We start from the raw sequence: 14,444 nt of genomic DNA on the forward strand, positions 1-14,444 counted from the left end.
CGTTCAACGACGAGACGCAAGTATGCGTCTCTACATCCTTCACACAAGTAAGCGTACCCTAGCTCCATTTTTAACTTGTAAAGAATGTCTAAAGTAGCTACCACGGCCCCCGCTGCCTCGGCAGTGCCGACGGCCACGACGCAAACGGGCCGATCCATTGTGATCATCGGAGCGCTGTTCTTCATTTTCGGCTTTGTGACCTGGCTGAACTCCGTTCTGATTCCTTACCTCCGCATTGCGTGCGAACTCAACAACTTTGAGTCGTATCTGGTAGCCTTTGCCTTCTACATCTCTTACCTGGTAATGGCCATTCCGTCGGCGTGGGTACTGAAAAGCACTGGCTTCAAGAACGGTATGTCGGTGGGGCTATTAGTAATGGCCGTAGGGGCACTCATCTTTATTCCGGCAGCCTATACCCGCACGTACGGGCTGTTTCTGCTGGGGCTGTTTGTGCAAGGTACCGGCCTAGCAGTTTTGCAGACGGCCGCTAATCCGTACATCACCATCCTAGGTCCGCGCGAAAGTGCCGCCAAGCGCATCAGCATAATGGGCATTTGCAACAAGGTGGCCGGTGCGCTAGCCCCGATTGCCCTAGGTGCTGTTGCCTTGAAAGACGCCGATGCCCTCATCAAGCGCCTCGGTACCATGGATGCCGCCGCGAAAGCCACCGAACTAGATGCTCTAGCTTCACGCGTTGTGACGCCGTACCTGATCATGCTTGGCGTGCTGGTGCTGCTGGCTGTGCTGATTTACTTCTCTTCGCTACCCGAAATTGACACCGACCACGAAGACGAGGCCGTAGCCGCTGCCAACACAGGCAAGACTAGCGTGCTTCAGTTTCCGCACCTACTGCTCGGGGCATTAGCCATGTTCTTCTACGTAGGCGTGGAGGTTATTGCCGGCGACACCATTATCAGTTACGGGGCAGCGCAAGGCATTGCTCTGTCCACGGCTAAGTTCTTTACGGCCTGCACAATGGGTGCCATGATCCTAGGGTATGTGATTGGCATTGTGGCTATTCCAAAGCTCATCACCCAGGAAAAGGCGCTACAGGTTTTTGCAGTGGCGGGGGTACTTTTTGCACTGGGGGCGCTGTTTACCAGCGGCTACACGTCGGTGCTATTTATCTCGCTGCTGGGGCTAGCCAACTCGCTCATTTTTCCCGCTATTTGGCCGCTAGCTATCACGGGCCTAGGTCGGTTTACGAAAATCGGTTCGTCCTTTCTCATCATGGCTATTGCCGGGGGCGCGGTGCTGCCGCCACTCTACGGCTGGCTCGCCGACCACTTCAGCGCCCAGCAAGCTTATTGGCTGGTCATTCCTTGCTACCTGTTCATCCTGTACTACGGCATGGCCGGGCACAAAGCACGGAGCTAGGTTCTTGTAGCGCGGACTCTATAGTCCGCGCTTTCTATTAAACACGCACTAATCACTAAGCCGGCGCGGAGACTGCAAAGTCCGCGCTACTTCAAACTGTTCCTGAGTTCTTTCGAATGAACAAGTATCGACTCCTGCTGCTGGCGCTGACTCTGGCTAGCCCCTTGGCGGCGCAGCAACGCTACGAGCTTAATTCTGGCTGGAAAGCCACACCCATTGCCAAGGTAAAAGCCGACGGCCAAGCCATTTCGCAGTCGTCTTTTGCTACCACCAACTGGTTGCCCGCCGTGGTGCCCGGCACGGTGCTGACCACCCAACTCGAAAACAAGCAGGTGCCCGATCCATTCTTCGGGATGAACAATAACCGCATCCCCGACATCTACAAAACGGGCCGCGACTACTACACGTATTGGTTTGCCAAGGATTTCAAAGAGGCATCCGCTAAAGGCGACGACCAAGTGTGGCTGCACTTCCGCGGGGTAAACTACAGCTGTGAGGTGTTCTTGAACGGGCAGAAGCTCAACAAGAAGACGCACCACGGCATGTTCTTGCGCCAGACCTATAATATCACGCCCTACCTAGCCAAGGACGGCAACAACCGCCTAGCCGTGGTGGTGTACCCTCCTGACCCCGTGGGCAACCCCAACGGCGGCCAAGGTGGCGACGGTACCATTGCCCGTGGCGTGGCCACGCAGTACACCGCAGGCTGGGACTGGATTCGGCCCATCCGGGACCGCAACACTGGCATTTGGGACAAAGTAACCATCGAGAAAACCAAGCAGGTCAATCTCAAAAACCCGCACATAATCACCCGCGTGCCCGGCGTGCGCCAGTCCAAAGGCGCGCAGCAGCCCGCCACTATTCAGGTAACGACCGAGCTAGAGAACCCGACTGCCAAAGCCGTAACCGGCGTGGTGCAGTACACCCTAGCGGGCCAGACGGTGAAGCAGTCGGTGAGCCTGCCTGCGCGCACCACTAAGCAGGTGAGCTTGCCTGCCCTAACCCTGCAAAATCCCAAGCTGTGGTGGCCCAACGGTTACGGCCCGCAAAACCTCTACCAGCTGAAAATGCAGTTCCTGGTAGGGGGCAAAACGGTATCGGATGAGGAAAACGTGCAGGTAGGCGTGCGCGAAATCCGCCATCAGTGGAACGACAAGACCCAGAGCATGCAAGTGCTGCTCAATGGCCAGAAAGTATTTATAAAGGGCGGCAACTGGATTATTTCTGATGCGATGCTGCGCTTCACCAAGGCGCGCTACGATACCGAAATCCGGTTTCACCGCGATATGAATTTGAACCTTATCCGTGTGTGGGGTGGCGCGCTCGTCGAGCGGCCCGAGTTTTACGAGGCCTGCGACAAGTACGGCATGCTCGTAATGCAGGACTTTTGGATGTCGGGTGACGCGAACGGCCGCTGGGTGGACCCTATGAAGCTGGAAGATCAGTGGACCCGCCGCCAGTACCCCAACGACCACCGGCTGTTTGTGAACTCGGTGGCCGACCAAGTGAAAATGGTGCGCAACTACCCCTCGTTGGCCATCTGGTGCGGCGGCAACGAAATCACGCCACCCAAGGATATTCTGACGGCCATGCAAGATACCCTCTTGCCCCGACTCGACGGCACGCGCTGGTTTGTGCCGTACTCCAACTCAGACAGCATGTCCTACAACAACCAGGGCGGCAATGGCGACGGACCCTATGGCATTCAACCCATCAGCCGCTTTTGGGCGCACCAAACCTATCCTTTCAACTCAGAAGTAGGCTCGGTAGGCGTCGGTGATTATGAGTCACTGGAACGCTTCCTGCCGGCTGCCAACATGGTGCCGCCCCAGTACCTAGGTCCGAAAAGCAAGCCCACCGAGAAAGTGGATTCGGTGTGGGATTACCACACTTACATCGGCTACGAGCAGTACCTGCTGCCCTATGGCGCCCCCAAAGACGCCCGCGACTTTGGCCTGAAAGCTCAGCTCGTGAATTATGACCAGTACCGCGCCCTCATGGAAGGCTTCAGCTCGCACATGTGGGAGTGGTACACGGGCAGCATCATCTGGAAAACCCAAAACCCCTGGACCGCCATGCGCGGCCAGATGTACGACTACTACCTCGACCCCAACGCCTGCCTCTACGGCTTGCGCAACGGCAGCGAGCCGCTCCACGTGATGTACAACCCCGTGGACACGATGGTGATGATTACCAACAATACCTTCGAGGTGAAGCGCGACATGATGCTAGTAGTCGACACCTACGACATGGCCGGCAGAAAGACCAACGTCACGCAGGTAATCGTGGAAATCAATCCATCGATGTCGAAGAAGTACCTGCCCGTGAACGGGGTAGTGCGGCAGATGGCAAAGGAGAAAGGTATGTTCCTTTCGCTTCAGTTGCAGGACTTCAATAAGAAGGTCATCAGCAACAATTTCTACTGGCTTTCAGATGCCAAAGGCGAGTACTCGGGCCTAAAAGGTATGGCCAAAACAGCAGTGAAAGTAACCACCAAGCAAAGAGCCAAGGATAAAATCGAAGTAACGCTAACCAATCCCGCCAACGGTCCGGTGGCTTTCTTCAACCGCCTAGCCTTGGTAAACCCCAAAACGCAGAAGCGTATCCTACCCGTGTTCTACACCGATAACTACGTGTCGGTGCTGCCGGGCGAGAGCAAAACGGTGATGCTGGACTATACCCCCACCTCGGATGTAACGGCGCCGGTGGTGTCAGTGGAAGGTTGGAACGTGGAGAAGCAGCTGCTGCCCGTAGCAGGCAGCAACTAATAAGCGCCCCCCTATAATGAAGCCAACGCTGCCGATCAAAACGCTCTTCTGCCTACTCTTTTCCTTACTTTGTGGGGGAGGCGCGGCGGCTCAGTCATCCACTGACGCATACGCGCTGATTCCGTACCCGACGTCTTTGGTGCCGGCGAGTGGGAGCTTCACCATCACGAACGCCACCAAGCTAGCTTTGCCGGGCGAGGCCAAACGGTTTGCGCAGGAAGCAGAGCAGTTGCAAGGCTTGCTGACAAATAACCTAGGTCAGCCGCTGAAGAAGACCACGGCAGCGGCGGCGAATACTATCGTACTGGTCTACGACAAGTCGATAGCGGCCCCTGAAGCCTACCGCCTGACGATTACCCCCCAGCAAGTAACGCTCACCGCCAAAGAGCCAGCGGGCATGTTCCGGGCCATGCAAACGGTGCGACAGTTACTGCCTGCCACCATCGAAAAGGCGCAGAAAAGCGCGGCTCCGCTGCGTTTGCCGGCGTTGCAGATTCAGGACCAGCCCGCTTACTCCTGGCGTGGCATGCACCTGGATGTAGCCCGGCACTTCTTCTCCCTCGACTACTTGAGGAAGTACATCGACCTGCTGGCCCTCTATAAGTTCAACAAGCTGCACCTGCACCTAACAGACGACCAAGGCTGGCGCCTCGAAATCAAGAAGTACCCAGACCTGACGACCAAAGGCGCGTGGCGCACCTTTAACAACCAGGATTCCAGCTGCATCAGAAAATCGAAGGATAACTCTGATTTTGCTCTGGAGCCAAAGCACTTGCGGCAGCGCAACGGCCAAACGGAGTACGGCGGCTTCTACACCCAGCAGCAGATGAAGGACCTCATTGCCTTCGCCGCGGCCCGGCACATTGAGATCATCCCGGAAGTAGACATGCCCGGCCATATGATGGCTGCCATCAAAGCCTACCCGTTTCTGACGTGCACCGGCAACGTCGGTTGGGGCAAAGAGTTTTCCGTGCCCCTGTGCCCGTGCAACGAAAGCACCTACGAGTTTACCCAAAACGTGCTGAGCGAAGTAGCCGCGTTGTTCCCAAGCCAATACATCCACATTGGCGCCGATGAGGTGGAGAAAACCACGTGGGCTCAAGCCGGCGTTTGCACCGAGCTGATGCAGAAGGAAGGGCTCAAGAACGTCAATGAGTTACAGAGTTACTTTGTCCGTCAGATCGAGAAGTTCTTGCAGTCGAAGGGCAAGAAGATGATCGGGTGGGATGAGGTGCTCGATGGTGGCGTGGATGCCTCGGCCACCGTGATGTACTGGCGCAGCTGGGTACCCGACGCGCCGGCGAAGGCCGCCCGCAACGGCAACCAGGTTATCATGACCACGAACAATCCGCTCTACTTCGACTACCTACCCGACAAAAACTCGGTTGATAAAGTCTACCACTTCGAGGTAGCGCCCAAAGACCTAGGTCCGGAAGGCGCCAAGGCTATCCTAGGTGCCCAGGCGAACCTTTGGACGGAGCAAGTGCCCTCCGAGAACCGCGCCGACTACATGGTGATGCCCCGCATGACCGCCCTGGCCGAAGTCGTCTGGACGAACAAGTCGAATTACACGTCCTATCAGCAACGGCTCAAACAGCACTATGCCCGATTAGCTGAGCTCAACGTGCACTACCGCGTGCCAGACCTAGCGGGCTTCGCGGAAGAAAGCGTGTTCACGACGAGCACCAATCTGACCGTGCAGAAGCCCCTAGCCAACCTGATCCTGCATTACACTACTGACGGCAGCGCTCCAACGGACACCTCGCCCGTGCTGACCAAGCCGCTGCCCATCAACAAGCCCACTACCGTAAAGCTAGCTGCGTTTACCCCGGAAGGCCTGAAAGGCGACACCTATACCATCAACTACAAGCAGCAGACGTACGCGGAGCCTACCAATGCAAAAGCAACCGAAGCGGGCTTGAAGGCCACTTACTTTGAAGGGTATTTCAAGGCTGCCGCTCGAATGCAGGAAGCTACGGCCAAAGGCAGTACTACGGTGCAAGCCATTGCCGTGCCTGCGCAGGCCAACGCTGACAAGTTTGGAGTGCGGTTTCGCGGCTACCTAGCTATTCCCGAAACCGGCATCTACACCTTCTACCTGACCTGCGACGACGGCGGCACGCTGCGCATCGCCGACCGTCTGGTAGTCGACAACGACGGCCTGCATTCGGCCATCGAGAAGAGCGGACAGGTTGCCCTCGCCAAAGGGCTCCAGCCCCTAGCACTCGACTTTGTGGAGGGTGGGGGAGGGTACACACTCCTGCTCAAATACAGCAAAGATGGCAGCGAGCCCCAACCGGTGCCAGCTAGCTGGCTGAAGCAGTAGGCCTCAAAACGAAGCGAGTACCCTAGCCAATTTTCGACCTAGCCTGCTAAGTAAAGCCTCTATTTTCCGCCCTATTTCATTTGATCAAGGAAGCTTCATGGATCATTACACCACCCGATTAAAACTCTCTATTGTCGCGCTGACTAGTGGTCTGATAGCTTTGGCGGCCTGCACCAGCACCCAGCAGGCTGCTACCACAAGCAGGGCAAGCAAAGAGCGTAGCCTCACGCAGTACGTCGACCCCTACATCGGCACGGGTTTTCATGGCCACGTTTTTTTGGGCGCCAATGTCCCGTTTGGAGCGGTGCAGCTCGGGCCGGTGAACCTCTCCGAAGGCTGGGACTGGTGTTCCGGATACCATTACTCCGATTCGACCATCGTCGGCTTCTCCCACACGCACCTGAGCGGCACGGGCATCGGCGACCTAGGTGATGTGGCCGTGATGCCGACCACGGGCGCGGTCTTGGTTATTAAAGGGAAAAAAGATCCTAGTAAGGGCTTTGTTTCGCTGTTCTCGCACAAGGAAGAACGCACGAAGCCAGGCTACTACTCCGTGCGTCTGAAGCGCTACGATATCAAAGCGGAGCTGACGGCTACCGAACGAGTAGGCTTCCACCAATACACCTTCCCGAAGGCTGAGGAGGCGCACCTCGTCATCGACTTGCAGCAAGGAATCGGGTGGGACCTAGCGACGGATGCCCACATTGAGCAGCTCAACGACTCTACGCTCATCGGCTACCGCTACTCCAAAGGGTGGGCCGTCGACCAGCGTCTGTATTTTGCGGCGGTACTCTCGAAGCCTATCCGCAATTTCACCAGCTTGCAGGTAACGGACTCGCTCGGCAACACAACGCCTACCGCGAAAGGCAATCGACTAAAAGGAGTTGTGACCTTCACTACGAAAGCAGGGGAGAAGGTAAAGCTGAAAGTGGGTATCTCGCCCGTGAGCACTGACAATGCCTTGGCGAACATCCGCGCCGAAGTTCCCCATTGGAACTTCGACAAGATCGTTGCCCAAGCTGACGCGGCCTGGAACAAGGAGCTGCAAAAGGTGCGCATCCAAGCTGATGACAAAGCTCGGCTGACGACTTTTTACACGGCTCTGTACCACACCATGATTGCCCCCTCTATCTTCAACGACCACAACGGCGACTATTGGGGCACGGATAAGCAGGTACACAAAAATGCTTCCTTCACCAACCTGACGACCTTCTCCCTCTGGGATACGTACCGGGCCGCACATCCGCTGTTTACCATACTGCAGCCCGAGCGGGTGAATGACATGGTGAGCACCATGCTCGCTATTTACCAGCAACAGGGCAAGCTGCCCGTGTGGCACCTGATGGGCAATGAAACCAACTGCATGGTGGGCTACAGCGCCGTACCCGTGGTGGCCGATGCGTACTTGAAAGGCTTCAAGGGCTTCGATGCTAACCTAGCCTACGAGGCGATGAAGACCACCGCTATGCGCGACGAATTAGGCTTGGCTTCCGTGAAAGAGCTAGGGTTCATTCCCGCCAACAGCGAAGCTGAAAGCGTGTCGAAGGGCCTGGAGTACGCCATCGATGACTGGTGCATTGCGCAAATGGCCAAGAAGATGGGCAAAGCCGACGACTACGCCTACTTCAGCAAACGCGCTAAAAACTACGAGAATTACTTCGACAAAAAGGTAGGGTTTATGCGCGGTCGGGTTTCGCAAAACGAGTGGCGCACGCCCTTCAACCCGTTCACCTCCGTGCACATGAAGAGCGACTTCACGGAAGGCAACCCCTGGCAATATACCTGGCTGGTGCCGCAGGATGTGGAAGGCTTGATTGGCTTGCTAGGTGGCGAAAAGCGCTTCAGCCAAAAGCTCGATTCATTGTTTGTCGTGAAGGGGAATATGGGCGAGGAAGCCTCCAATGACATCTCGGGGCTCATTGGCATGTATGCCCACGGCAACGAGCCCAGTCACCACATTGCTTATATGTACAGCTACGTAGGTCAGCCGTGGAAAACAGCCGATCAGGTGCGGTTCATTACCAATAACTTCTACACCACCAAACCCGACGGCATCATCGGCAACGAAGACGTGGGCCAAATGTCGGCGTGGCACGTCTTCTCGACGCTAGGCTTCTATCCCTTGAACCCAGCCAACGGCGCTTATGTATTCGGGAGCCCCGTCATCAAGGAAGCTACTATTTCCCTAGCCGATGGCAAAACGCTCGCCATCGAAGCCAAGAACAACGGCCCAGCCAACAAGTACATCCAGAATATTACCCTGAACGGCAAGCCATACACCAAGTCCTACATCACCCACCAGCAATTGATGGAGGGCGGTAAGCTTGTATTTGAGATGGGCAGCCAACCTAGCTCCACTTGGGGCGTTGCACCAGAAGATCGGCCTAGGTCGGTAATGCAGTAGGATAGCACGCTGTAGCCGTGGTTCCACACCTAGGCTATTGGACAACGGCTTGTAAGCCGGCGGCTTGCTGGAAAGGCAGGCGGCCGGCTTTATTTTTCTACGTAGTAGTGTAAATTTTCTTTCGCAATAATATCGAGCGGTAAGTACTTCAAGGGGGAAACATCTTTCTTGAAAATCAGCTGATCGGCCAGGGCATAGAGTCCGTAATAGCCTTGCTCTTTCGGGTTCTGGTTGATCAGAAAATCAATAGTCCCTTCTTTCAGGAAGTGAATATTTTCTTCCAATAAGTCGTAGCCTACCAAACGAATGTCGGTAGGGTACTTCTTTAGGTAAGGCGCAATTTCGTACGCTTTGGAAGTACTGACGAAAATGCCACGCAGTTGCTGCTGCTCCTGGTCTAGCAGCTGCGTTAGCTTCTGCGCAAACGATTGCTCCGTGGGGTAAGGAAGATCGATGCTGATAATCTTATACGGATTGTGGCCATCCTGCTTGCTTGAGCCAGGCTGCGCTGCCGCTAACTGAGCGAAGTAGTCCCGAAATCCCCGTTCTTTCTGGGTAACGTGGACGGAGTTGGCAATGTCCTCGGCAATGTGCGCAATGAGAAAGGTGCCGGGCTGCGACTGCCCAAATTGCAAAAGCTTACCGGCCAAGAAACCACTCTGGTAAGAATCCTGTCCTACGTAGCTCAGTGGCTTGATCTCGGCTATATCCGTGTTAAACAGTACGTACGGAATTCGGAGTTGGTGCCACCGCTCGAAAAACGGCAGTGACTCCCGATAAAACAGTGGCGCAATCAGAATGCCGTGGGGGTGTGACTGCGTTGCTAGTTCGGCCTGCTCTAGGAAGGAGCCAACCTGGGCCATATCGTACGAGTAAATGGTCAGTTCGATACCGTACTGCTGTAGTTCCCGGGCTGCTTTGTTGATGCCATCCCACGGCGCTTGCCAGTAAGGGTCTAGGGTGTGATTGGGCTGAATGGCAGCTAGGTGGTATGTGCGGTTAGAACCTAGGGTGCGCGCAATCATGTTGGGCTCGTATTCGAGCTCCTTCATCATGGAGAGCACCTTCTGCCGCACATCCTCCGCCACACGGCCGCGGTTATGAATGACCCGGTCAACTGTTCCGACCGAAACATTCGCTTTGGCTGCTATATCTTTAATACGTACCGCGTTTTTTCCCATAGCTGTACTTAAGCTTAATTAAAGGCGGACCATCCGTATAGTCGAGAGATGCAGATGGCAATAAATTGAAAAGACACTGTGATAAGGCAGGCTATGGGGTATGAGGCCACAGCCTGAAAGCGTAGAGCGAGGTTGAATACGAATTCTGATCCAAGATCATGGCAGAGCTGCAACTGCATTGCCAATAGAAGCAGCTTGTTCTCCTTCTATCTCGGCTAGGTAGGCGTAAAATACGCCTGGCAAGGGCCTAATTGGGTAGAAAGTCGGTCAAATGTCGGTGACGTTGCACCCTAATGGCCGAATTTCTACCCGTTTTTGGCGGTGAACCCTGAATTCATATAAATGAGTTTACGCTACGGTTTGATCCTATAAGCTGCACACGCTTTGTTGGCAGTGCCACTACCAAGCAAACTACCGCTCCTTACTCCTGCCAAAGCTTACATAACTTTCCGGAAGCTATGCTCGCCAGTAATGCTGTCTTTTGCCTACTTCTCCACCAGATTAGCTTATTCCTATCGGCTAAGCTAATCTAGTTTTAGTTCTAAATACTTAGTAAAAGTGCAACAGTAGGGTACATAGATAATAAATATTTGCGTGTGCGCACACTTATGGAATATTTATTTGCGTGTGCACACACATTTTTATTTTATTTATTTGGTTTGTAACAAAAGGGTGATTACGTTTGAATTAACTCAATGGTAATTGCTTCTTAAAGTACAGTTAAACACAGAAGCACAAATCGACGTCATCTTCACGCGTTCCGAAGTAGTTAAATCGAGTTCAGTTCTAATTCGCTAAATGCTCTAACGGCCAGACGGCGGAGTGATTTGGTGAAATGTAATTGCTATGTACTTACCCGGAAAAGTCTATTTCGCGGTAAGGCTAGCTTGTGTGAACGTCCTTTCTCTTAATGTGCAATAACTGATAAAAAACAGCATCAAAAGTAGATTTGTGCTTTGCGTGTACGCACACATTTCTTTCCTGATTATTTGTTTTACTAAACGGCATTCGGTATGTTTGGAAACTCCTACTCAATCAGTTACCGGAAAAGTATCAATTTTGACTTGCTGTAAAACTGAAAACCCCACCGTTTAAACGTTTTAGCAGTATTGCCGCCGCAGTGATGTAGCAGAGACCTTGTCTTTCTCTGCCTGCTATAGCTGTCGCTTTGCCTTATTCTTCTCCAAGGCAAGGGATAAATCCTAATTGCCCACCAATTAGGAATAGAAGCCAACAAGGTCCGCCTTGTTCCAAGCCTCTGGGCTTGCAATTCAATTAACTCATCTTCATCCCCTTATATCAACTCACCATGGTAAGAAGAACTTTACAGTTAATTGTTTTACTCCTGCTGCTTTGTCATGGCTACAGCTATGCCCAAGCCAGCAAGGTGTCGGGCAAGATAACCGGCTCCGACAATGAGCCGCTTATTGGCGTAAGCATTCAGGTCAGCGGCACCACGCAGGGCGCCACTTCCGATGTAGAAGGCAACTATGCCCTGGAAGCTCCCAGCAATGCTTCGCTCGTATTCTCGTACATCGGGTATGTAAGCCAGACCGTTTCCGTTAACGGACGCTCTTCCATCAACGTCATCATGGCTACCGACACCAAGCAGCTCGGTGAGGTAGTCGTAACGGCCTTGGGTATCAAAAAGGACGAGCGCAAGCTAGGGTACGCCGTAACGAAAGTGGAAGGCAGCGCCTTGAACGTAGCGCGCGAAACGAACGTCGCCAACTCCCTAACGGGCCGGGTAGCTGGCCTGAACGTAGGCGGCACCAGCGGTGGTCCGGGCTCCTCGGCTCGTCTGAACATCCGCGGGGTTACGTCTTTCTCGGGTACGTCTTCGCCCTTGATCGTTATCAACGGTGTGCCAATGGATAACACGGTGCGGGGCAGCGCTGGCGAATGGGGTGGGGCCGACCTAGGTGACGGTCTGAGCAACATCAACCCCGACGATATCGAAACCATGACGGTGCTGAAAGGCTCTACGGCTTCGGCATTGTACGGCGCCCGCGCCGCTAACGGCGTTATTCAAATCACGACGAAAAGCGGCATCAAAGGCAAAACCACCATTGAATACAACACCAACCTGCAGTTCGATCGGCCAGTAGACAACACTGATTTCCAGTACGTTTATGGGCAAGGCAGCCAGAATGGCCGGCCAACTGATGCTGCATCTGCTATCATCTCGGGCAACACGGCCTGGGGCGAAAAAATGGACGGTGCCCCCACCGTGGGCATCGACGGCCAGCTGCATCCTTACTCGCCGGTTAAGAACAACATCGAGAAATTCTACCGCACCGCTCCTTCTTGGACGAACACCCTCGCTATTTCGGGTGGCGGCGACAAAGGCACCTACCGTTTGTCGGTGTCTAACCTAGATGCTAAGTCTATCCTGCGCAACAGCGGCCTAGATCGGAGAACCGTTAACTTCAACACGGGCTACGAACTGACCAAGAAGCTGAGCTTCAACCTGACTGCTAGCTACATCGATCAGAAAGACCAGAATCGGCCTTATCTGAGCGACTCGCCGCTGAACGCCAACAACATCATCTTCCTGGCGCCGAACATTGATCAGGCAACCTTGAAGCCGGGCTACGACCCAAACAATAACGGGTTGGAAACGGCCTGGAACGCGGACAGCTACGCCACAAACCCTTGGTTTGTCGTTAATCAGTTCAAAAATGACATCTCGCGCAAGCGTCTGATCAGCTCGCTGTCGGCTAAGTACGCGTTTACGGATTGGCTTTCGTTGATGGGCCGCGTGGGTTACGACTACTCCAGCGACCGTCGCTTCAACGTGACGCCTTACGGCACGCTTTACTCCGCTAATGGTGAGGGTGGGCTAGAAAACCTGACCCTAGGTTCGCGCCTAGAGTTGAACACGGACGCCTTGCTGTCGTTCAGCAAAAACCTGAACCAAGACTTCTCGATCGACGCAAGCGTAGGGGCTAACTACCGTCGCAATAACTTCGAGAGCAGCCGTTTATATGGTGGCCAGTTCATTGTGCCTTACCTGTACTCGCCCTCTAACTTGCGTACTCGCAACTCGGAGTATCAGTACACCCGACTGGAAACACCTTCGGTTTACTACACCGCCGACTTTACCTACAAGTTCTTAACGCTGAGCACTACCGGTCGCTACGACCAGTTCTCGACGTTGCCGCGCAACAACCGCAGCATCTTCACGCCATCGGTGTCGGGTAGCTTCATTTTCTCCGACCTGCTTCAGTCGCCAGTACTGAGCTATGGTAAGTTGCGCGCTTCGTACGCCGAAACCAGCGGCGAACCAGCCCTGCCTTACCAGACGGCCTTCTATTACAACATTAACAACAACATCAACGGTACTGCTCGCAGCTCCTTCGACAGCCAGTTGCCTAACGCTAACCTGAAGCCGTACAGCTTGAAGGAATACGAAATTGGTACGGAACTGCGTTTCCTTAACGGCCGGATTGGCTTAGACCTGGCTTACTTCAACCGGAAGACCAACGGGGAAATTGTTAAAGCAAGCCTTTCGTCTTCCACGGGCTTCGAGAGCCGCTCGGTTAACCTAGGTTCGACCCAGAACAAAGGTGTCGAGGCCATGCTAACTGTGACGCCGGTGAAGACGGGTGCTTTCAACTGGACGTCGTCGTTTAACATCACCAAGCTACGCAACAGAGTACTGGACATCGACAAGACTGACAACCCGCCGCCCTTGCAGACCGGAACGTACCGTCCGATGAACGCCTTTATCGATGTGGTGAAAGGCCAAGCCATTGCCCAGATCATGGCGTACGACTACAAGCGTGATGCAAACGGCAATATTATTGTGGGCGCTAACGGTGTACCAGTGCGTGGCGACCTAAAGCCAATGGGTTCGGGCATTGCTAACTTGTATGGCGGCTGGAACAACGATTTCACCTTCAAGAACTTCAACCTGTCCTTCCTAATCGACTACAAGTTCAACAACAAGGTGCTGTCGGCTACTGAGTACTATTCTATCTCACGCGGCTTGAACAAATCTACGCTGGAAGGCCGCGAAACTGGCATCTTGGTGCCAGGGGTGAAAGAGAATGGCGAAGTCAACAACATCACGGTGCCGGCCTATACTTACTACCCACAGCTAGCTACCAACATCTCGTCGCTGTCGGTACTGGATGGCAGCTTTATCAAGTTCCGCCAGCTCACGTTCGGGTACACGCTCAACCAAGCAGTGCTAGCAAATACGCCTTTCCAGGCCGTGACGCTCTCGTTGGTAGGTCGTAACCTGTTCACGATCATGAAGCATACCGACAACATCGATCCGGAGAACACAATATCTCCTTTGGTTACCTACGCCGGTGTTGAGGGTGGTTCTTTGCCCTTCACCAGAACGTACGGCTTTACTCTCAACGTCAAATTCAAGTAAT

6 protein-coding genes are annotated in these 14,444 nt (G+C 54.1%); 5 read left to right on the top strand and 1 reads right to left on the bottom strand.

What is annotated here, in order from left to right:
• The first annotated feature begins 84 nt into the window (after window positions 1-84).
• The 4 genes from SD425_RS08345 (at window position 85) to SD425_RS08360 (ending at window position 8,875) form a co-directional block, all read left to right on the top strand.
• A complete protein-coding gene (locus tag SD425_RS08345) occupies window positions 85-1,377 on the top strand; it encodes a sugar MFS transporter (RefSeq protein WP_324677364.1) in 1,293 nt (430 codons plus the stop codon).
• A gap of 116 nt (window positions 1,378-1,493) precedes the next feature.
• On the top strand, window positions 1,494-4,145 hold the full coding sequence (locus tag SD425_RS08350; RefSeq protein WP_324677366.1) for a glycoside hydrolase family 2 protein: 2,652 nt from the start codon (window positions 1,494-1,496) through the stop codon (window positions 4,143-4,145).
• Between the two features lie 16 nt (window positions 4,146-4,161).
• Window positions 4,162-6,471, top strand: coding sequence for a family 20 glycosylhydrolase (locus tag SD425_RS08355; RefSeq protein WP_324677369.1), 2,310 nt, complete (start codon window positions 4,162-4,164; stop codon window positions 6,469-6,471).
• Between the two features lie 97 nt (window positions 6,472-6,568).
• Window positions 6,569-8,875 carry a GH92 family glycosyl hydrolase gene (locus SD425_RS08360; RefSeq protein WP_324677371.1) on the top strand — a complete coding sequence of 769 codons (2,307 nt, stop codon included), beginning with the start codon at window positions 6,569-6,571 and terminating at the stop codon, window positions 8,873-8,875.
• An 89-nt stretch (window positions 8,876-8,964) separates the two neighbouring features.
• Here SD425_RS08360 and SD425_RS08365 read toward each other — a convergent pair whose 3' ends face one another.
• Window positions 8,965-10,056: a LacI family DNA-binding transcriptional regulator gene (locus SD425_RS08365; protein ID WP_324677373.1), complete on the bottom strand. Its 1,092-nt coding sequence runs from the start codon at window positions 10,054-10,056 to the stop codon at window positions 8,965-8,967.
• A gap of 1,309 nt (window positions 10,057-11,365) precedes the next feature.
• On the opposite strand from SD425_RS08365, the gene SD425_RS08370 reads away from it, so the two are divergent.
• Window positions 11,366-14,443 (top strand): SusC/RagA family TonB-linked outer membrane protein, encoded by a 3,078-nt coding sequence (locus tag SD425_RS08370; protein WP_324677375.1) that lies wholly within the window; start codon window positions 11,366-11,368, stop codon window positions 14,441-14,443.
• The last annotated feature ends 1 nt before the right edge of the window (window position 14,444 follow it).

Source organism: Hymenobacter sp. GOD-10R (assembly GCF_035609205.1).
Lineage (GTDB): Bacteria > Bacteroidota > Bacteroidia > Cytophagales > Hymenobacteraceae > Hymenobacter.

What these genes read in the sequence shown, in the direction of transcription:
- SD425_RS08345 (WP_324677364.1), top strand. Translation starts at nt 85, where the DNA reads ATGTCTAAAGTAGCTACCACGGCCCCCGCTGCCTCGGCAGTGCCGACG.
- SD425_RS08350 (WP_324677366.1), top strand. Translation starts at nt 1,494, where the DNA reads ATGAACAAGTATCGACTCCTGCTGCTGGCGCTGACTCTGGCTAGCCCC.
- SD425_RS08355 (WP_324677369.1), top strand. Translation starts at nt 4,162, where the DNA reads ATGAAGCCAACGCTGCCGATCAAAACGCTCTTCTGCCTACTCTTTTCC.
- SD425_RS08360 (WP_324677371.1), top strand. Translation starts at nt 6,569, where the DNA reads ATGGATCATTACACCACCCGATTAAAACTCTCTATTGTCGCGCTGACT.
- SD425_RS08365 (WP_324677373.1), bottom strand. Translation starts at nt 10,056, where the DNA reads ATGGGAAAAAACGCGGTACGTATTAAAGATATAGCAGCCAAAGCGAAT.
- SD425_RS08370 (WP_324677375.1), top strand. Translation starts at nt 11,366, where the DNA reads ATGGTAAGAAGAACTTTACAGTTAATTGTTTTACTCCTGCTGCTTTGT.